This window comes from Pseudoalteromonas sp. SWXJ133 (assembly GCF_015864365.1).
In the GTDB taxonomy this organism is placed as follows: Bacteria; Pseudomonadota; Gammaproteobacteria; order Enterobacterales; family Alteromonadaceae; genus Pseudoalteromonas; species Pseudoalteromonas arctica.
This window is the reverse complement of record NZ_JADYXJ010000012.1, coordinates 1-20,306: the sequence shown is the minus strand read 5'-3', so window position 1 is coordinate 20,306 and position 20,306 is coordinate 1. Positions and strand designations below refer to the sequence as shown.

Annotated in this window: 10 protein-coding genes; 8 read left to right on the top strand and 2 right to left on the bottom strand. The window is 39.3% G+C overall.

What is annotated here, in order from left to right; all coding sequences use genetic code 11:
* Nucleotides 1-25: 25 nt before the first annotated feature.
* The 8 genes from I6F40_RS10765 (at nucleotide 26) to I6F40_RS10730 (ending at nucleotide 15,841) form a co-directional block, all read left to right on the top strand.
* A complete protein-coding gene (locus I6F40_RS10765; RefSeq protein ID WP_197192917.1) occupies nucleotides 26-1,468 on the top strand; it encodes a sulfatase-like hydrolase/transferase in 1,443 nt (480 codons plus the stop codon).
* 25 nt (nucleotides 1,469-1,493) lie between these two features.
* Nucleotides 1,494-3,365: a CRTAC1 family protein gene (locus I6F40_RS10760; protein ID WP_197192916.1), complete on the top strand. Its 1,872-nt coding sequence runs from the start codon at nucleotides 1,494-1,496 to the stop codon at nucleotides 3,363-3,365.
* Between the two features lie 107 nt (nucleotides 3,366-3,472).
* Nucleotides 3,473-4,603: a Vgb family protein gene (locus tag I6F40_RS10755; RefSeq protein WP_197192915.1), complete on the top strand. Its 1,131-nt coding sequence runs from the start codon at nucleotides 3,473-3,475 to the stop codon at nucleotides 4,601-4,603.
* A gap of 580 nt (nucleotides 4,604-5,183) precedes the next feature.
* The gene (locus I6F40_RS10750) at nucleotides 5,184-8,894 is read left to right on the top strand and encodes a TonB-dependent receptor (RefSeq protein WP_197192914.1); all 3,711 of its coding nucleotides are present in this window, start codon (nucleotides 5,184-5,186) and stop codon (nucleotides 8,892-8,894) included.
* Nucleotides 8,895-8,956: 62 nt separating this feature from the next.
* Nucleotides 8,957-10,753 carry an Ig-like domain-containing protein gene (locus tag I6F40_RS10745; RefSeq protein ID WP_197192913.1) on the top strand — a complete coding sequence of 599 codons (1,797 nt, stop codon included), beginning with the start codon at nucleotides 8,957-8,959 and terminating at the stop codon, nucleotides 10,751-10,753.
* Between the two features lie 112 nt (nucleotides 10,754-10,865).
* Nucleotides 10,866-12,509 carry a hypothetical protein gene (locus I6F40_RS10740; protein WP_024594191.1) on the top strand — a complete coding sequence of 548 codons (1,644 nt, stop codon included), beginning with the start codon at nucleotides 10,866-10,868 and terminating at the stop codon, nucleotides 12,507-12,509.
* A gap of 386 nt (nucleotides 12,510-12,895) precedes the next feature.
* The gene (locus I6F40_RS10735) at nucleotides 12,896-13,900 is read left to right on the top strand and encodes a family 16 glycosylhydrolase (RefSeq protein WP_231609347.1); all 1,005 of its coding nucleotides are present in this window, start codon (nucleotides 12,896-12,898) and stop codon (nucleotides 13,898-13,900) included.
* 12 nt (nucleotides 13,901-13,912) lie between these two features.
* Nucleotides 13,913-15,841 (top strand): CRTAC1 family protein, encoded by a 1,929-nt coding sequence (locus tag I6F40_RS10730; protein ID WP_166377578.1) that lies wholly within the window; start codon nucleotides 13,913-13,915, stop codon nucleotides 15,839-15,841.
* Nucleotides 15,842-15,920: 79 nt separating this feature from the next.
* Here I6F40_RS10730 and I6F40_RS10725 read toward each other — a convergent pair whose 3' ends face one another.
* Together I6F40_RS10725 and I6F40_RS10720 are read right to left on the bottom strand one after the other, a co-directional pair.
* Nucleotides 15,921-18,461 (bottom strand): TonB-dependent receptor, encoded by a 2,541-nt coding sequence (locus I6F40_RS10725; protein ID WP_166377577.1) that lies wholly within the window; start codon nucleotides 18,459-18,461, stop codon nucleotides 15,921-15,923.
* 344 nt (nucleotides 18,462-18,805) lie between these two features.
* Nucleotides 18,806-20,306, bottom strand: a 1,501-nt coding sequence (locus tag I6F40_RS10720; protein ID WP_197192912.1) for a cytochrome c3 family protein, incomplete at its 5' end; no start/stop codon positions are given.

Here is a 20,306-nt window from a genome sequence, read left to right as displayed (position 1 = left end):
TATTATCAAAATTGAGATTGGCACTATGAAAACACACACAAAATTATTGAGCGCTTTATCATCGCTTGCCTTATTAATTGGCTCTGCGGGCATACACGCAAGTGAACAAAAACCCAATATTATTCTTATTGTTGCAGATGACCTAGGTTATGCAGATGTTGGTTTTAATGGCTCTAAGGATATTATTACCCCAAATATTGATGATCTTGCTAAATCGGGTACTTCTTTTTCAGACGCTTACGTAGCGCACCCGTTTTGTGGCCCAAGCCGAGCGGCATTAATGACCGGTCGTTATCCACATAAGATTGGCTCACAATTTAATTTACCGACACGCGGCTCAAACGTAGGCGTGCCTACTGACGCTAAGTTTATTAGTAAATTACTAAACGAAAATAACTATTTTACCGGTGCATTAGGTAAATGGCATATGGGCGATGCGCCGGAGTATCACCCAAATAAACGTGGTTTTGATGAATATTATGGATTTTTAGGCGGTGGGCATAATTATTTTCCTGACCAATATCAACTTCAGTATAAAAAGCAAAAGGCACAAGGCTTAAAAAATATTTTTGAGTACATTACTCCGCTAGAGCACAACGGCAAAGAAGTAAAAGAAACGCAGTACATTACTGATGCACTTTCGCGCGAAGCCGTTAATTTTGTAGACAAAGCAGCGGATAAAAAAAATCCATTCTTTTTATATTTAGCTTACAACGCACCGCATGTGCCATTGCAAGCTAAAGACGAAGATATGGCGATGTTTCCTGATATAAAAAATAAAGACCGTAAAACATATGCAGGTATGGTTTACGCAGTTGACCGCGGCGTGGGTAAACTAGTAGAAACCCTGAAAAAAAATAATCAGTATGATAATACGCTTATCGTATTTATGAGCGATAACGGTGGCAAATTAAGTAAAGGCGCTAATAACTTCCCACTAAAAGCAGGTAAGGGCAGTACACAAGAAGGCGGTTTTAGAGTTCCTATGTTGTTTCATTGGCCTAAGCATGTACCTGCGGGCAAGCGTTTTTCGCATCCTGTATCGGCACTAGACTTATACCCAACATTTGCAGCTTTAGCGGGCGCTAAAGTTGAAGAAAACCAACATTTAGATGGTACAAATATGTGGCCTGCATTTATTAAAAATGAAAACCCACATAAAGATGAGCCTATTTATGCACTTCGCCATCGTAAAGGTTACAGCGATGCTGCAATTCGTATGAACCAATGGAAAGCATTAAAAGTTAACCAGCAACCATGGCAGTTATTTAATATCGAAAACGATATTTCTGAAAAACACGATGTAAGTAAATCTAATAAAGCACTTTTAACGGACATGGTTCGCGAAATGGAAAAATGGAGCTGGGATAATCAACAGCCAAAATGGTTTCACGAAACGGCTGAAGGTGCTAACTGGCGATTAGATGCCATGCCACGATTCGATAAAACGTTTAAAACAACTAAGTAAGTTTTATCAAATTCATGGAGGCTTTATGAAAGTAAAAACAATTGTATGGCATGTTTCTTTGTTATGCATGGGCGCAAGCTTACTAGGTTGTCAACAAGCGAGTGCCCTAGCGGGTGCTCAGCTAACACCGGGCAAAACATTATTTACTGAGCAGCACCAAGCAATTAAATTAGAAAACAAAAATCGCCGTAAATGGGATAACGCATTAATAAGCGATTTAGACCACGACGGTTACCCAGATTTATTACTTACCGATCATGGTTATACCATTCGTTTGTATTGGAACAATAAAGGCGTTTACGACAAAGGGCGCGACCTGATTGTAGGTGATATGCACGGTATTGGCGTGGGCGATTACGACAAAGATGGCAAAATAGATATTTTGCTTTCACGTGGTGGTGGCTCTGGCGATAACGCGCGTAATGCTAAGTTATTTCACTTTAACAAAAGAGAAATTGTTGAAGGCGGTGAGTTTTCACCCAAACTGCCAACGTTACGTGGGCGCACTAGTAAGTTTTTTGATGCCAATAACAACGGTCATTTAGATTTATTACTAATGGGATTCCCGCAGGCTAATAGCGGTAAACAAACCAGTAATTTTATTTATAAAAACGATGGTAGCGGCAATATAACTCACGCAAGTGATTTACCAAAAACTAATCGAGATGGTCAAAAAGTCCTTATTACAGATTTTAATAACGATAAAATTGACGATTTAGTAATTTACGGCGACGGTGCTTTACGTGTTTTAAAAGGCAATGGCGACTTTACCTTTAGTGACGTAACCGCCAACGTTTTCCCTTATAAAATAATGGATGCGACGGGTGTTAGCGAAATCGATTTTGATAATGATGGTGACTTTGATTTATATATAAGTCGTGCTAACCCATTACAAGCAGGCGATACGTTTTTTGATGCTAAAAGCCACACATTTGGTTTTTACACTAAGCGTGGACCATTTAAATATGATGACTTACTTATTGGCGATACGCTTAATTTAGTTAACTACCAGTCACCTTATCCAAACCAAGATGTATTTGTAGGCGAAGGCACTTATAGATATAAATTTGAAGGTGAAAGGCACAGTGGTCAAAACGTCAATATTGTTAGCAGTAATGGCCTAGGCTGGGCCGATACCCAACCTAATAAAGGTTTGTATGTTGGTTATATAGGCAATGATAAATGGCGTATGGCGGGTAATACTTTTTCACCTACAACGGGTGTTGTAACCGGTGTTAAACATTATACGGTAAATAAAAAACCAATAGCTCCATCAGATTTGTTACTTAAAAATGAAAGTGGAAAATTTGTAGATGTGAGTGCTAAAGCTGGCATTAAAACAAATTTAAATACGACCGGCGTAAGTGTGGGAGATTTTAACAACAACGGCTACCAAGATTTGTTTGTTGTTAAACAAGGCAACTTGGTAACGCCTACATCGCAAATACTGTATTTAAATAATGGCGATAACACATTTAGCCAAGCGACTCATTCGGGATTAATAACAAACACCTTAGGTACCATTGGCTCAGGCGCAAATGTATTTGATTACAACTTAGACGGCCAGGTCGATATTATTATGAATAACGACAGAGGTCAGTGGCACTTATTTAGTAATCAAGCCAATAATAGTAATCACTATGTATTATTGCGTATAAGTAATTCACTTAAGCATAATGCAAGCCCCATTGGCGCTATAGCGACACTTAAAGGCTGTGGTAAAACCCTTACAAGACGCGTGTCGCCTGATGCCGCACCTTATACACAATCATTTGATAATGTGGTTCATTTTGGTTTAGGCCAGTGCAACGAAATAGATAACGTAAGTGTGCGTTACAGCAATGGCGAAGTAATCAGTAAATCTAAGGTTGGGACAGATCAAGTAATCAATTTTTAATTACAACGTTTGATTACGACAAAGTTAACTATGAGAGGTAAAAAGCAAGGTTTGGTAACAAGCCTTGCTTTTTTTTCGCAAAAAATTAAGAGTAAAAGAGAGCAATAATGAATAAAAATAACATCACTCATCTTAAAAATAAATTAGCGGGTTTAGTGTGCTTATTTACTGTGTTTGGTTGCAGTACCCACACGGCTCAAAGCAATAATAAAAACATAAATAAAGGGGGAGAAAGTGCATCTTTAGCGTCTGTTAAAACGTCTAATACACTGCTTGAGAGTACGAGTTTATTTGCATCACTTCCTGATTATTGCCCAACCCCAGACGCTTTTGCTGTCTCTCCTTCAGGAGAGCTTACTTTATCGTGTGTTAACTATGCCAATAAAGGGCTACAAGCGGGTGTGCTGGTTAATATTAATAATGACAAAACGTTTACTAAAATAGCCCAGTTATCGGGGCCAAACAATAAAGGGAAGGGCCGCCCTATGGGGCTTGCCTATGCCCCCGATGGCTCGTTATTTATAGCCGATAACCAAGGTGCTGGCAAAGCTAGATTACTTAAACTCACCTTAAAAAATAACAAAGTCATCAATACGCAAATAGTAGCAAAAGGCATGAGTTCGCCAAACGGTGTGCGCTATCAAAATGGCTATATTTACGTAACTCAACTGCGTGTGCCAAGTAAAAATAAGACCGAGACTCTCAGCGGGATATATCGTTTTAAGGCCACAGATACCAATATATTAGTGACTAGCAGTACAGATGATCCGCATTTATTGTTTTTGGCTAAAACAGCTAATAAGCAACGTAAATTTGGACTTGATGGCTTAGTTTTTGACTCACAGGGCAACTTGTTTGTAACCAACCTAGGTGACGACTTAATTTATAAATTAACGTTTGATACAAACAACAACCTGCTTAGCCAAAGTACCTATGCAACACTTCCAAAAGGAAGTGGACCTGATGGCTTAACTATAGACCCTCAAGGTAATTTATACGCTGCAGGTTTTTTAACTAATCAAGTTATAAAAATTGATACAAACCAAAATGTAACCGTTATTGCATCGTACCCCGATAACAATTCAGAAAATGGTGAATTAGACCAACCCGCCGATATTATTTATTATAAAGGCTCTTTGCTTATGTCGAATTTTGACTTGCTTACAGGCCCAGGTATTACCAATACTGGGCATGGCAAACCTTATACGGTAAGTGAAATTAAGTTACATAATAAGTAAGGTTTTAATTTAAGTTAAGCGCTTAAATTAGGTTCTTAAATTAAAATCGTGTGTATTGCCGTGTATGTTTGAGCTTTAGATTTATGGGCAATACATTTGGTTTACCGCTTTCAAAACTGCTGATTGGCAGCTTTTGATAGCTGTAAATACTCTAATGAGCATAAGTTAATATTATAAACCCTCGTAAATTTCTTTCTGAACAACTCAATTTTGATCATTTTCAACAACATATTTTATTTATTAATGGGGATTTTGAGTCTCTTTTTTTGTTTTGTATAAAAAATAAAAATATCTAAGTTACTTTCACTTAAATATTAATGAATTTAAATTGTTTAAAAACAGCGGTTTAAATTACTTCGTTTGAAAAAGAAACAAAAATGTCAAAATCAAAGTAAACGACTTGTAAATATAAACATCATATGTTTAACTTGATCGCAAGTTAAGTATCGCTCTGAAACGAAATTAGGATACTAGGACGTTCATTCATTTTATCAGTGGCGCTTAACTAACAATAAAAACAGACAACATCATCACACACTGGCATTGAGAAAAACGATGCCGATAAACAGGAGAGCACACAATGCAGCATAACTTTAGGTTATCAGCAGTCTCTGCAGCTATTATTGCTTCGCTTATTTCATCATCTGCTTTTGCACAAGAAGATGAAAAAAAAGAGAAAATAAAACTACAAAAAGATATCGAAATAATTGAAGTCCAAGGGATCAAAAGTAGCTTACGAAAAGCGGTAAACACAAAGCGCTTTTCCGACAACGTAAGTGACTCAATTCATGCTGAAGATGTAGGTAAATCAACAGATCAAAACATCGCTGATGCACTATCTAGAGTAACCGGGGTGAGTATTCAAGAAGAGGGTGGTGAAGGAACTCGTATATCAATTCGTGGTGCCGGACCTTCTTTAAATCAAATATCAATGAATGGTGTCGCACTTACCGGCGGGCTAAGTACCGATGGCTCTAGTGCGGGTGCTACTAACGATAACAGTGTTGATTTAAGCTCTTTTTCGTCAGATATATTGTCATCTATCGATGTAATTAAAACATCTTCTGCTGATAACGATGAAGGCTCACTCGGCGCAAGTGTTGTGCTTAGAACTGTAAAACCGCTAAATTTAAACAAACCACGTCGCTCTTTTACGGTTGAAGGGCGCTACAACGAGTTTTCTGATGAAAGTGACTCACGCATTAATTTTAGCTTTTCTGATAAATACTTCGACGACACCTTTGGCTTTATTATAACGGCCTCTAAAGATACCCAAAAAACACGACAAGATCGTATCAATACCGATTGGGCTAACGGCGCAATTCCTATTGTTGATTTAGATGATGCAACTGGTCGTACAGCACATGACACTGTTACAGGCAAAGCAATCAGGGTACTTGGCAATCAACGTGATGCTGATGGAAATAAGCTTTTTGGTGAAAATGGAGAAGCATTATTAAATCCACTGAGTTCACTTAATAATTACGACCCTGAAACGCAAATATTACATGAAGGTGATTTATTTGTTTTAGCGCGTGAGGTTATTGATTTTACATTAAATAATGACCAACGAGATCGCTTGTCAGTGTCTACAGGTTTTCAATACCAACCAACAGAGTCACTCGATATTCAGCTAGATGTAACTCATACAGAGCAAGATGTGTTAACCGACAGTCAACGACTGCGTTTAAACATGGGACCTGTAACACCTTTAATTTATGCCGGTGATGACAATACAGCACTAAACGGGGTTGATTTATCGACCAATACATTGCAGCAATCAAGTAGCCGCTCTACAGGTGGTAACTTTGTTCGCTCCTACGGACTTAGAGAAATTGATACTAATGTAGCGTCACTCGATATTGATTATCAGGTTACCGATTCATTAAATATGAATGTAAGAGCTGGTTTTTCTAAAACGACAGATGAAACACCAGACGATGATGAAAAAGACCGTTACATCTCTATTAGTACAGCCACATGGGGCACGGCAGGTCGTCAAATAGTTGAATCAATGCCCGATGGTAGCCACGAAATGGTTGGCTACGACTGTGGCAGCAATGGAGAATGTAGTTACTCAACTGGCGTTACTCCAGGGGAATTTGATGCCTTTGATGGTACGTCTAATGCGGTATACAGCCGTTTTAATCCGTATGACATGGAGCACAATCACTTAGGTAGTTTAGTGCTTCGTAAAAACAAATTAGCGGATACAAACAAGTCGCTTTTTGTTGATTTTGACTATGCGCTTGATGGCGACTTTATTAGATCGCTTGAATTTGGAGTTAAGTGGTCAAATCGTAAAAAAGATGTCTCTATTCAAAATAGAGCAACCACAAATGGCAGTGATTTAATAGATTTAGAAGACCCTGATCAAGCGTTTGAAGTACGTGGGCTTGGTACAATTCGCTTAGCCGATATAGTAGCTGATAGTGCCTATCCTTACGATAATTTTGGTGAAGATATTCAATCAGATCGCTCTGCACAGTTTTTTAATGGCTGGCCGTTACTTGATGCCGAAAAAGCGCTTGAAATTGTTTCAGGTAAAGATGCAGGCGAAGTAGGTATACGCGAAACCATTACAGGCAGTCGTAATATTGAAACCGAAACAAAAGCCGCTTATTTTAAAGCAAACTTTGAGCTGATGGATGGCAAGCTAACAGGTAACTTAGGCCTTAGGTATGTAAAAGATGACACAACAGCAACAGGCGTAGGCGGTATTAACTATACGCGTTTTCCACAAATGGTTGATGCGTATAATTTGTTAGTTGAGCGTGGTTTAGCAAATACAAATTTAGATGCCTGCCCAGCAGCTGTTATGGGGGTATCTGACACGGGGCAGCCTGATCATCGTTACACACCAGCAAACGATGCTGAGCTACAAAATTGTTGGGCATGGCAAATCACTCATGCGTATAACCGCTCAAATCCAGCTACTTTCCCTGTTGATCCGCAAACGGGTCAATTTGTAATTCCCGGGGCTGATGGCAACACAGGATTGGGTGTAAATCAGCAAGTGTTTGTAGATGAAAATGGCAACATTATAGCTAACAATGCATTGCCTTCTTTAATTTACGACAGCAACGGAAATTTAGTTCCAACGTCAGCTAATGCATGGGCACACTTTGCAAGTAACGGACAAATTTGGCCATTTTTAGACAGAACAACTTCATTTACAGGAACACAAGGTAGCGGACGTGAAGTACAAGACCGCGTTGCATGGGTAACTAAAAAAGGCGGACATGACGCTTATTTACCTAGTTTAAACTTAAATTATGCAGTTAACGACGAAATGATTGCACGTTTTGCTGTTAGTAGAACAATGACGCGCCCTCGTTTTGATTCATTAAACCCACGTACACAAATTTTTGAGCAACAATGGGACTCTGCTAATGGCTCAGCAGGTAATGCAAATTTAAAACCGCTTAAATCAACCAATCTCGACTTGTCTTATGAGTGGTACTTTAGCGATTCAGGTTTACTTTCAGCTGCGTTCTTTTACAAAGATATGAAAGACTTTGAAGAAACGGTGGTTGTTCCGTATCACTACAAAGATGTTAGGACCGAATACGATTTACAAACAGCCGATTTATTACTTGATTACGATGAGAATAGAGCACCAGGTGGCGAAGAAGATTGTATGCCACTTAGGCAAGTCGCGGGCTTTTTTGACCAATGGCGCATTGAATGTGACGTTGTAAACGTAACCACAGTAACCAATGGTAAAGGCGCCGATATTAAAGGTGTTGAACTAGGTTACAACCAAAATTATGACTTTTTACCAAGTTATTGGGGTGGCTTAGGTTTAAACATGAACTATACCTACCAAGATTCAGAATCTGATCGTCAGCAGGTAGGTAATACCGATATATTTTTAAAACCACTACCACAACCTTTCACTCCAAAGCATTCCCTAAATACAACACTGTATTGGGAACAAAAAGGGATTCAATTACGTTTAGCGAGTCGCTACACCGGGGATCAATTAGTTAACCGAGGTTTAGTTGGCGGCGCTACATGGCAAGAGGCAACCCATCGTTTGGACTTTAGCTCAAGTTATAAAATTAATAAAAACTTTAGCTTAACTTTTCAGGCACTTAACTTAACTGATGAAACTAACCGAATTTATTACACCAGTTCATTTAGTCGTAATGCGTTTGAAGCTAACTCGCAAGAGGTTGTGCTTGATGAAGGTAATGCAATTGAAGATGGCAGTGTGACTACTTCGCGTACAGCATCAGTTTGGAAAACAGGTCGTCAGTTCCGTGTTGGTCTTCGCGGTACCTTTTAATTGAGAAACTATTAGCAGCGGGCCACGTTAGGCGCGCTGCCTTACAAATCTTGGAGAGTAAGATGAAACATAACTTACTAATAAAAACAGCAATTAGCAGTATTATATTTTCAGTATTAACAGGGTGCGGCGGAACGGATGAAGGTTACGATCCGCAGTTTAAATCTGACTTAGCACTTGTAATCGATACCGCAGTGATCACGAGCACATTAAATGAAGAGTCCGGAGTTCAAGAAATTGATTTACTGCAAGGCGTAACAATCGACGGTAAACCAGCCTCTGAGTCAGGTGCAACCATAAACGTAAGTGAGTTAGAGTTTGTGGCTAATAATAATTTCACTACCCCACAAACAAGTGCTAATACTATTGCATCACACCGAATTTCACCTTTCACGCAATCAAGTGATAGCACTAAATTAGTTGTAAATACCGATGCGTTTTCGGCGGCATTAAGACAATGCGACCAAACCGATATAAGAGGCGCTTTAGATGGCGATGGTAACCCTATTGCTGATGGTAACTTAGACTTTCCGAGCCAAGTTATTTATAACATTACATATTCTATCAATAATGGTGCAGCTATTGCTGCGGGCGGCGCACTGCCTACACGTACATTACAATTAACTGTCAATGCGATTGATGATGTTGTAACTGAGGTCAGCGTCTCGCCGATTGAAATCCCTGCTGGTGGTCAAGCAAGTGTATTCGCATCAGCGATACCAAATTACGCGTGTAACCCCGCACTTGTTTACTCAATTGCAGATGAAGATATTGCAACCATTGATGAAAATGGCCTTATTAGCGCTAAAAATACCGGTGAAACGACTATTACAGCCACAAGTGTTGATAACCCCGAAGCTTCAGCAAGCGCCACACTTACAGTGACAGGTGCTTTTAGTCTTGCAATAACAAACGACGATAAAAACGAGTTAGGCGCTTCTTCAGGTAACAAGGACGTTCCAATCTGTGTGGTCAGTGGTGTAGAAGTGCAGCCGGCTTTACTAAACGCAGAGTTAAGCGGCGAATATACTTTTGATTGGACACTTAACGATGAAGTTTCATTTACGAAAAGCTTAACCGCAAAAAGCGGCTTTGGAGAAGTACTTGCCATTAAAGCACCTACAACAATAGACAGCCCAAATACGGTAACGGTTGAACTTATTGATGGCGATACAGCAAGTACACCTTTATCACTTATTTCGCAAAAAAGTATTACGGTTAATACTGTTAATAACCAAATGTGTGAGCCGGGTGTGTCTGAACACGAAGCAGGCTTTAACACCGACTTTAACCTCAATGGTGAAGGCGCACCTTATAAAGGTAATGCCACTTATAGTGTATCGGCAACCTCTGTGTCGGGTAATGGTCGTTCGCTTGAAATTACAGCGGGTACTGCTACTCAAGGTGAAGCGAATACACCGTACTCTTTTGCAACTCAGCAAGTTTGGAATAAACAACGCAACTGGTATAGCGCCAACTATGGGCGTGGTGCTGAGTCTGTTGGTAAAACATACCGTTATGCCGTGTGGGTTAAGTTAAATCAAGTGCCTGTTGAACCCGTTACGTTACGCCATGTGGTTGTACCGTGGGTTTATGACGGCATACCTGAGGATGCAAATGGATTTACAGGTCGTTACTCAGAAGCCGGCTTATTTAGCGCAGCACTCGCAGCTACTACGCAGTGGCAATACATCGAGTTTGTAGAGGATTCAACTAATCAACGGGACTGGGCTATTCCAGCTACATGGAGCTCAATTACCGATGTGTTTACCCTTTGGGAAGTGTATGGACTGCCAACGGGTGATTCAATCTTGATTGACGATTACGCAGTTACACGTACCGATATTATAAGTGAATAACAGCTTGACCAAATATTAGTTATTGCTGTTATTACTATTTATTCAGTAATGGCTATTTTAGCAACGATGTGCCGATTGAGGCACATAACTCACACGTTAAATAGGATTACCTATGAAATTCACACACACACAAAAGAAGAAAGTTACGTTTTGCACTCTTTTACTAAGTGCATCAATTAGTTCAGCTTACGCAGACTCAATTGGTAATAAAGCAGGGTATTTTACAAATACTATTACTAATACCGTAGAAGCGACAATCACTAATACGGGACAATGTGGTACTAGCAATAGTGCATCTACTCCAGGTCAATGTACTAATAAAATTATAAATGCACTCAATGCTGCATCAGCGGTTAGTGGTGTAGTAGTTATTAAAAAAGGTACTTATACTTTAAATCGCATTGTTATGCCCTCTAATGTTCGCCTTGAAATAGAACCCGATACTATTTTAAAAATGAATCAAAATATTTTGTTTGATTTTGGTAAAAGTGGCGGCAATGGAGCAAAAGCAGAAAATATTGAAATAACCACAACGGGTGCAAAAACAAATGCGACCCGAAATGACCGTTTTATTATTGATGTAAATACTAATACTATTTTTCAGGATAAACGGATGGTGAGAGTTGGTTATGCCGAAAATTTCTCTATTTCTCGTCTACATCAAAAAGATAACTTCTCGCAAACACCCAATATATTTTTAGTCGCAGATGATAATGGCCAACCAGGTGTTAAAACTGACGCTGGTGGTACTAATATAAATCGCAATGTTGTATTTAACTCAAGTTATGCTCGCATACCTAAAAAAGGTTATTTAGCTGACATCAGTGGAGAAAAAATAGCAACAGGGTATGCCGTTATTCAACCTTTTAGTGGCGAAGATTTATACTTTAAAAATATAAGCGGTGAGCGTGGTATTACAGTGCGCATAGAGCCTGGCAGTGGTTTAGTAACAGATCGCTTAAACCGAGCTGGTCCACGTATCGGTGCATACAGAAACATTATATTAGAAGATATTAGTAATACAGGTGGGTTTGCAGCCATATTTTTAAAACCGCATACAAAAATAAACGAAAACATAGAAATTAAAGGCACAACTGAAGGTAAAAATAGCACTTTTGTTATTTGGGCTGACTCAGGCAGTGCGCCGGTATGGGCTGATACGGACGACATAGGTTTTACGCGTGGATATTTTACTGACACTAAAATAGGCGGCACGGTAAAGCACATTGTTAGTAATAAAAACTTTAAGTCAGATATCACTAAAGCTGGTAGTTACTTTTTACCGCGAGAGGGTATTCGTGATACTGCATCAAATGGCTCTAACGGTAATTTTCAGTTGTTTAAATTGCCTCGCGATGGTTCAGGCGCTCGTTGGTTAGGTCAACCCATAGCACCAATTGCAGTAGTGTCTTCATATTCTCAAAGTGATGTAGGGAATGACTTAGTTAAGCGTTACGACAACCCTTTACTTACTGTTGATGGTGATATTGAAGCCCCAGCTCAAGCATCTGGACAAGATTTAGATGAAGGTAGCAATAACACACTAAGAAAGCGTTATAGAAAGTTTGGCGGTCGATACAACATTAAAATTAATGCTGCTATACAAGCTGACGCTACACTTGATTATTCATTATTAGGACTTAATGCAGGTGATATTACGCGTAATCGATCGACTATTTATCGCGAAAATGCCATTGATGGAACTAATCAAAATGGTGGCAGTATTAAAAGCGCCACCGATTTTATTACCAAATAACTGCGCCGTTTAATTTTAATCCCATAGTTAGTTTAGCTATGGGATTTTTGTTTTGAACTCGTAATTAGGGCGTGTTGATCTTTGGTGGGTGAATTTGCAGCAGACTGTTTGGTTTTTAGGCAAGGCAGAGTCTATGCAGTGTGGTTATTCCCCATAAATAGGCGATAACGCAGCATAAAGACCAAACATGCGCTGCCCTTTGGGTTCTTTCTAGGGACGATTAACTCTTTGTTGCTCGGTTTTTACTTAGCCCACTAGGTTACAAACCTCGCGCCGCGATTTAATCGCCCCTAGATTGAACAAATTTCAATCCACAAAGATCAACATGCCCTAAATATTCCCTAACATTAATTTTAAAATCTGATTTATAGGATGCAAAATTTTATATGAATACTTTACACATTAAAAAGCCAGCAATAAGTGTAATTGCTCTTAGTATGTTGATGTTTTTTGGTAGTAAGAGCGCTTCGGCTAATGAGTTACTACTGCCACTAACGGATCCCCAAAATGAAGGCGAGTGGGTTTTAAACACTCAAGTAAGTGATGAATTTGAAGCCAGCAGTATCGATGAAGAACGTTGGTACATTGTGGGTAAAATAGAAAACGGTAAACCTATTTATAAGCATCCAGATAATCCAAATAAAAAAGTATGGAAAGGCCGCGCACCTTCGCAATTTTCGGGTAATAACTACCGACTAGAAAATGGCAAACTAAAGCTAGAAACACGGTGGGAACCCGACTTTCCTTTTGAAGAAAAAATACATAAACCCGTGTTTGGCGATGCACTTAAATACGAAAACCTGACAACGGCATGCTTTATTGGCAGAAAGTCTTTTCAGTACGGATACATAGAAATTAAAAGCAAAGCCGCTGATGCGCAAGTGAGCAGTGCATTTTGGTCGATGGGCGAAAAGTTAGAAGTTGATTTTTTTGAATTATTTGGCGATTCGCTCGACCCTAAAAAAGATCACATAGACAGTGAATTATGGTGGTCAATCCGCGATTGGAATAAAAAGGTAATGGGCAAGCCCACTTACACAGAACGAAAAGACTTAGGTTTTAGAGTAGCCGATGACTTTCATGTGTATGGAATTGATTGGAGCGCCCAAGGAATTAAATACTATGTTGACGGTAAATTATTTAGCGAAGTATCTGCAGAACAAGCTGATGCCTGGGCAAAAGAGCATCGCGGGGTTGATAAAGGTTACGTAGCCACTAAGCCACTGTTTTTATGGCTTGATCAGGAGACTTTTCCTTGGCATGGCGTACCAAAAAGTAAAGAAGAGCTTGAACGTAATAGCCCTGAGGGCAAAAAAGATGATGGTGTGGTCGACTTTGAAATTGAATACATCCGTGTGTGGCAACAAAAACCATTACAGTCAGTTAAGTAACGAGTGGGTTAAATGAAAAAAAATAGTAAGCCAGCAAACACGTTATTTTGTTTATCACTGATCGCTACAAGTGTTCTGCTTTATGGATGTAACACCACTCAAAGGGCAAGCAATGAAACGCTAAGCGACAACAGCAGTAATAAATTAATGTTTAGCGAATCGCACAATATCATACCTTTTGAGCCACTATCGCGTCGTAAATGGGACAGTGCGTTGATTGCAGACTTTGATAAAGACGGCTATCAAGATGTATTAATTACTGAGCATACCCACGCAGTAAAAATTTTTTGGAATAACAAAAACAATACCTTTTCAGCACCACAGATAATTATTAAAGGCGACACACACGGCGTGGCTGTTGCTGACTATGACTTAGATGGTCGTATGGATTTAATAATAGCCCAAGGCGGTGGTGGAGGCCTAAAACCGCGTTTACCTGTATCGTTTCAAATAAATCATGACCGTACTGTTGAAGGTGGAGAAACATTTGATGATTTTGAACGTACACGCGGACGTGCGGTTAAATTAATTGATGGTAATAACAGTGGCACTTTAGATTTAATGCTCTCTGCTTTTCCACTTAAAAAGCAAAAAAAGGGAGCTAATCATATATATAAAAACGAAGGGCATAATCAATTTAAGTTTGTCGATTACTTACCTACTGCAAAATGGCTTGGATATAAAGCCTTAGTTAGTGATTTTGATAATGACGGGCACGATGATTTATTTTTTTACGGTGGAGATGACATTGTTGCAGCGCAGAGTAAATCTGATTTAGGTTATAAAAATAAAAGTAAGGCTGTACTAGGAAATAATCGCAATATTAGCCATGTAAGCAGCATGACCGAAATCGACTTTGATAATGACGGTGACTTTGATTTATTTTTAACCCGCGCTAAACACCAATTTGAACAACACACTTTTTATGACGCTCAATCTCAAAATTTTGCTTTTTTTACTCGTAACGAAGCATTTAAATTTGAAGATTTTAAAATCGAAGGCAATTTTGAAATAGAAAACCTCCAAATGGCTTACCCCCATTTTAATGTGTTTATTGGCAAAAATAGTGCGCCTTTAACACTCGAAGGGCATGGCGGTAGTGAACGTACGGTACAGGTAACAAAAGAGCAAGCTGCTGGCTGGCCTAAAAAACTACATAAAAAAGGTTTATACATAGGTTACTTAGGTAACGATACTTGGCGCGTAGCGGGGGATACTAAATCGCCTACAGCGGGTGTTATTAAAAGAGTGACTAATTCACCCAAAGTAAAAGGGCTTGAGCCATTACCAGCGGTATTATTAGAAAACCAGCAAGGTAAATTTGTTGATGCAACAGCCAAACTCAATATTAATCTTAGCGAACCCACAACCAGTGCTGTAGCCGGGGATTTTAACAACGATGGTTGGAGTGACTTATTTGTATTACGTTATGGCAATCCGGCAAAAGCTAACGAGCAGCTACTGTATTTAAATCAGCAAGGTAAAGGTTTTGAGACTTTACAAGACCATGGTGTTATTTCAACTGAGCTTGGAGCAACAGGGGGTAGCGCACAGGCCTTTGATTACGATAATGACGGCGACCTTGACTTAATTTATTCAAACGAGCGCGGCCGTTGGCATTTATTTACCAACAACACAGCTTTAAACGCGCAGCATAATTTTTTAGTCACTAATATTGGTTACTCACTTAACGCTGGTGTGTCGGCATTGGGAGCTACTGCGACTATAAAAGCGTGTGGGCAAACTTATAAACGCGTTGTAGGCGCAACAGGTGCTGGCTTTTCACAAAGCGAAAACAGCAAGCTACACGTTGGTTTAGGTACGTGTACAAAGATAAATAATGTATCGGTTCGTTGGAGTAATAATGAACATGTAGATATTAGCAATGCGGTAATAAATGATGCTAACGGGCAGTTAGTTGGTAGAAAAGAGCCATTGTAAGTAATTTAAATAATAAAATGCAGATAGAAAAATAGCGCTTAATTAGCGCTATTTTTTTATATTCAGTTTTCGTTATGTATTAAAAGCTATATTGAACGCTTGCCCCCACATAACGACTCCAGTCACGAGGGTAGAATGCTTCCCCAAAACCTTCAGAGTTTATACGTTGGCGAGTAGTGTACGACTTATCAAATAAGTTTTTAATGAATACACTAAACTGTAAGTTATCTTTGCTTACGCTTAAGTAACCATCCCAAATGCTTGACGATGGGTTAGCTGATTCGCCAAAGGCAAGTTCGTTAATTGATTGTGTATGGCTGCCATTATAACGCCAAACTGCACGTGTATTAGCATTCCAGCCTGTATCAGCAATTTGTGTATTATATGAAATAGTACTTAAAAATTGTTGCTCAGCATTATTAGGGAAAGATAAACCCGTTTGATCAAAGCTCTGACGGCCTGTTGAATCAGTTGTACAACGAGAAGCAAGTAAACCACCATCACCAGCAGGACAGTTTATAGGTGTATCAGCAAAGTCCTCGTAGCGAGCATCAAAATAAGCGTAGTTAAACGACCACTTTAATTTATCTGATATTTTAACCACTACATCGGCTTCAATACCGGTTGAACGTGCTTGTGCTGCGTTTACATAGCCTGCAAAAATAATGTTATTTTCTTCATCTATTACACGGCTGGCACGTACTTGATAATCGTCAACTCTCATATCAAAGTACGTAAAGTTAAACAGTAAATCGTTATCAAAATAAGCTGAACGCAGACCTACTTCAAAGTTTGAAGAGTTTTCAGGATCGGTAGGGAAGTTGTCTGCATCGGCAGGATCGGTATTTGTTGTTACAAAGTAAGATGCCCCTTTATAGCCGGTAGAATAATTCACATAACCGCGAATATCATCAGTAAAGTCATAACCTACAACCGCTTTGTATATAAATGCGGTGTCTGAGTTATCAAATTTAGTTGGCGCGTCTTGGCGTAAAATAAGCGATGGATCTGTTTGAGCAAGTTCTAATACTTCATTGAATGTTTCCATTCCAACACCTGTAGAAGGTGTTGCCAAATCTGTACGTGCAAAGGTTGCATCACTTTTTTCGTGTAATAATCTAAAACCAAAAGTAGCATCTAATTGCTCAGTTATTTGGTATTCAAGTTGTCCAAAAATAGCGACGTTTTCAAAACCAGTTGTAAAATCACCACTATTTAGTAAGCGAGAAGGTGTTAGTAATGAGCGGTCGTCATCGCCAGTAGTTGCATAGTTAGCTAAAAAAGCATCGGTAGATTGCTTTGAATAACACCCTGTTAATTCGCCGCCTTCAATAAAGCCACGGTTACCTGCAATACAACCGTCACGTATTTCAGAGCGCTGACCGTCGGTATCATGGTAAAAAAGACCTAATACCCAATCAAATTTTTCATTATTAAATGACGAAATACGAAACTCTTGTTGAAGAACATCAACCGATTCGTTACCACCAAAAGCGGTTCGCTCTACAGGAAAATTAATAGTAAAAAATGCTGAACTGTTATATAAATCAAAATCTCTGTAGCTACCATTATAGCTAAGTGTAATTTCATCATTTAGGTAGTAATCAGCCGATATTGAAAAGCCAAAATTTTCTGTTCTACCAAAGTTACCTTCTGCATTACGTGATGTAACCGGGCCGCCGGCTTCTTCAAAAGTAGACTCAGGATTTACACGGTTATAGGTTGTGCCTTCAATAGTGCCATCGTCTTTTACATTAACGATTGGACGAGGGCCAAAATCTGGGTTTATTCCACCTAAACGAGTAAGAGAACAACAATTTGTGTCTGTCTCTGAATATTCTAAGCGAAATAGTACGTTTAGCTCTTCACCGTTGTCGTACAAAAGTTGGCCGCGACCAGCTTTCGTTGTTTTTGCGCCAATAGTGTAATCTTCTTCACCAGGCATGGTGTTTTTTATCCAACCATCAATATCACTGTATTGTGCGTTAAATCGAGCTGCCCAGTTTTCGTTAAGTGGTACATTTACGGTGCCGCTAAAATCAGTGCCATCAAACTCAGTAACTTGTGCTCTAACCGTGCCTGAAACTCGGTCATCTAGTTGCGGCTTTTTAGTTACATAATGCAATAGGCCTGTTGATGTGTTTTGGCCAAATAAAGTCCCTTGTGGGCCGCGCATTGCTTCTACACGCTGTACATCTGAAATAGGTAAGTTAAGCATTGATTGGCGAGGTAATACTTCACCATCTATAACGACTAGGTTTGAAGACTGTAAGCCAATTGAATTTGTAAAAGTGCCTATACCACGTGTTTTTAATGTTGTAGTTCGTATTTCACTGCTGTCATCAATGCCAAAACCAGGTAAGTAGGTGACTAGATCAAACCCATTATCTATACCAATTTCTTGAATTAAATCACCGCTTAGCACTTCGATTGAAGAGGGAACTTCTTTTAATGCTTGATCGCGTTTTTGTGCGCTCACTAAAATAACTTCAAAATCGTCTGAATTGCTTTTAGCTTGTTTTGCGGTTGTTTCTTCTTGTGCATATGCAGTGTGTGTGAAAGCTGATAAAGAACAACATGCAAGTAATATTGCTGTATGCAATTTACTGTGTTTAAGCATTTTAACCACTCCGTTTCTTCATAATTACTGTGTGTGCAGATAATGCAACGGCAGTATCTGTTATTTAGAATCAGGCTAATTAAACAGCGACTCTTAATTGCGATAAAGCTATAAGCAATCAAGAAGTGTAAATAATCACGAATGATTCATTCTAACAATTTAAACATATGATGTTTGCAAGTGCAATGTGTTGATTACTTGTTTATTAAATGTTGCTTGTGATATTGAGGTTATAACCTTGTATTACCGTTTAAGTAACACAAGATTATTAAGTTAAGTGTTTGAATTTTAATCTCTAATCTAAATTACAAATTTAGAATGAAAAATAATTCAATTTTTAAAAATTATTTTAAACGAGCAAAAAAGTGGTAATCCTCAGCATTTTTAAGCTTTTGAGCAAAGCTCATTCCTAAATTTTTAAGCTGCGGCGCATTATTATAAGCACCAATTTTGAGTTTTAATTCACTCACGGCTTGCGCTGTTGAGCCAATGCTATCTAGTGCTAAAAAGTATAAATAAGCGTATTGCACGTTATTATTCTCAAGTGCCATTGCGTGTTTAAACGAGTCAACCGCAGCGGGTTTGTTACCGCTTCTAATAAGCGCCATACCGTTTGCATAGTGCAGCGACGCAGACGTAGGTACGGCCTTTAAACCACTGTTTAACGTGCTTTGCATTTTCGCTGTTTGACCAAGGCGATAATAAATATCGGCTAAATTTACATAACTTGCATCAAAGTAAGGGTCAACGCTAATGCCTTTTTGTAACGACGTTATAGCACCGTTTATGTCTTGTTTATTAAGCGCGAGCATACTTTGATTGATGTTGCCTTCACCGCGCCATGTATTGACGGTATTGGCGTGTGCAAGCTCTATAATTGATTGATTAAGCCCGTTTAACTGCGCTGTTGTTTGGCTTAGGTTTTGCGCTGCAGCAACACGCACCGACTTTAATTTGTCGGTTAATAGTTGTTTGTAGCTTTTTAAGCGCTCTGCTTCGGGGAGTAAAAAGCCTACTTTAGCAATCGCTAAGCGAATAAGCGGGAGCGGCGAATTAACCCAACTTTTTACTGTGGCATCGTTTAGCTCAGCGCCCGAATTACCTAAATAGGCAATTGCACTGGCGCGGTCTATTTCATTTAACGAAAAGTCATTAATTAAGCTCATATGTGCATTTTGCGATATCGCTTTTAATGAGCGCAGTTCAAGCATACTGTGCTCGCTTGCACTCAAAGCCGGTGCTTTACCATGCCATTTTTCAAGCGTGCTTGCTGCCCATTCGTTGGTTTGACCGTCGTGGCATTGCACACACGCATTAGGTGTATCGTATTTTATTGATATGTCAGGGCGCGGAATTTTAAAGCTGTGGTCGCGCCTGTCATCAACGCCCATGTATCTGTTGGTTGGCATGTGGCAGCTAACACATTGTGCACCGGTTGATTGTTCTTTATGACGATGATGCTCGGGTTTGTTGTATTCGCTGGCACTGTGGCACTGTAAGCACAGCCCATTCGTTTTTGTTTTAACTTTCATGGTGTGTTTATCGTGGCAGTCAACACAGTTAACCCCGGCTTTGTACATTTTACTTTGTGCAAAAGAGCCAAACACATACACTTCTTCTTTAATTTGGCCATCGGCGTGATACAAATTCGGTTCTAAAAATGAAGGGCTAAATTGATCCAAAAACGCTTGGCTGTTATCAAAGCCATCAGTCAGCGGGCTTCTAAGCGAATGACACGCATAACAGCCTTGCATAAAGCTGTTATCGCGCGGCTCACCTTGCCAAGTAGCAATTTTATTATCGCCAATTATTTTCCACTGCGACATATTGGTAGGGCTTGTTTGA

What these genes read in the sequence shown, in the direction of transcription:
- I6F40_RS10765 (WP_197192917.1), top strand. Translation starts at nt 26, where the DNA reads ATGAAAACACACACAAAATTATTGAGCGCTTTATCATCGCTTGCCTTA.
- I6F40_RS10760 (WP_197192916.1), top strand. Translation starts at nt 1,494, where the DNA reads ATGAAAGTAAAAACAATTGTATGGCATGTTTCTTTGTTATGCATGGGC.
- I6F40_RS10755 (WP_197192915.1), top strand. Translation starts at nt 3,473, where the DNA reads ATGAATAAAAATAACATCACTCATCTTAAAAATAAATTAGCGGGTTTA.
- I6F40_RS10750 (WP_197192914.1), top strand. Translation starts at nt 5,184, where the DNA reads ATGCAGCATAACTTTAGGTTATCAGCAGTCTCTGCAGCTATTATTGCT.
- I6F40_RS10745 (WP_197192913.1), top strand. Translation starts at nt 8,957, where the DNA reads ATGAAACATAACTTACTAATAAAAACAGCAATTAGCAGTATTATATTT.
- I6F40_RS10740 (WP_024594191.1), top strand. Translation starts at nt 10,866, where the DNA reads ATGAAATTCACACACACACAAAAGAAGAAAGTTACGTTTTGCACTCTT.
- I6F40_RS10735 (WP_231609347.1), top strand. Translation starts at nt 12,896, where the DNA reads ATGAATACTTTACACATTAAAAAGCCAGCAATAAGTGTAATTGCTCTT.
- I6F40_RS10730 (WP_166377578.1), top strand. Translation starts at nt 13,913, where the DNA reads ATGAAAAAAAATAGTAAGCCAGCAAACACGTTATTTTGTTTATCACTG.
- I6F40_RS10725 (WP_166377577.1), bottom strand. Translation starts at nt 18,461, where the DNA reads ATGCTTAAACACAGTAAATTGCATACAGCAATATTACTTGCATGTTGT.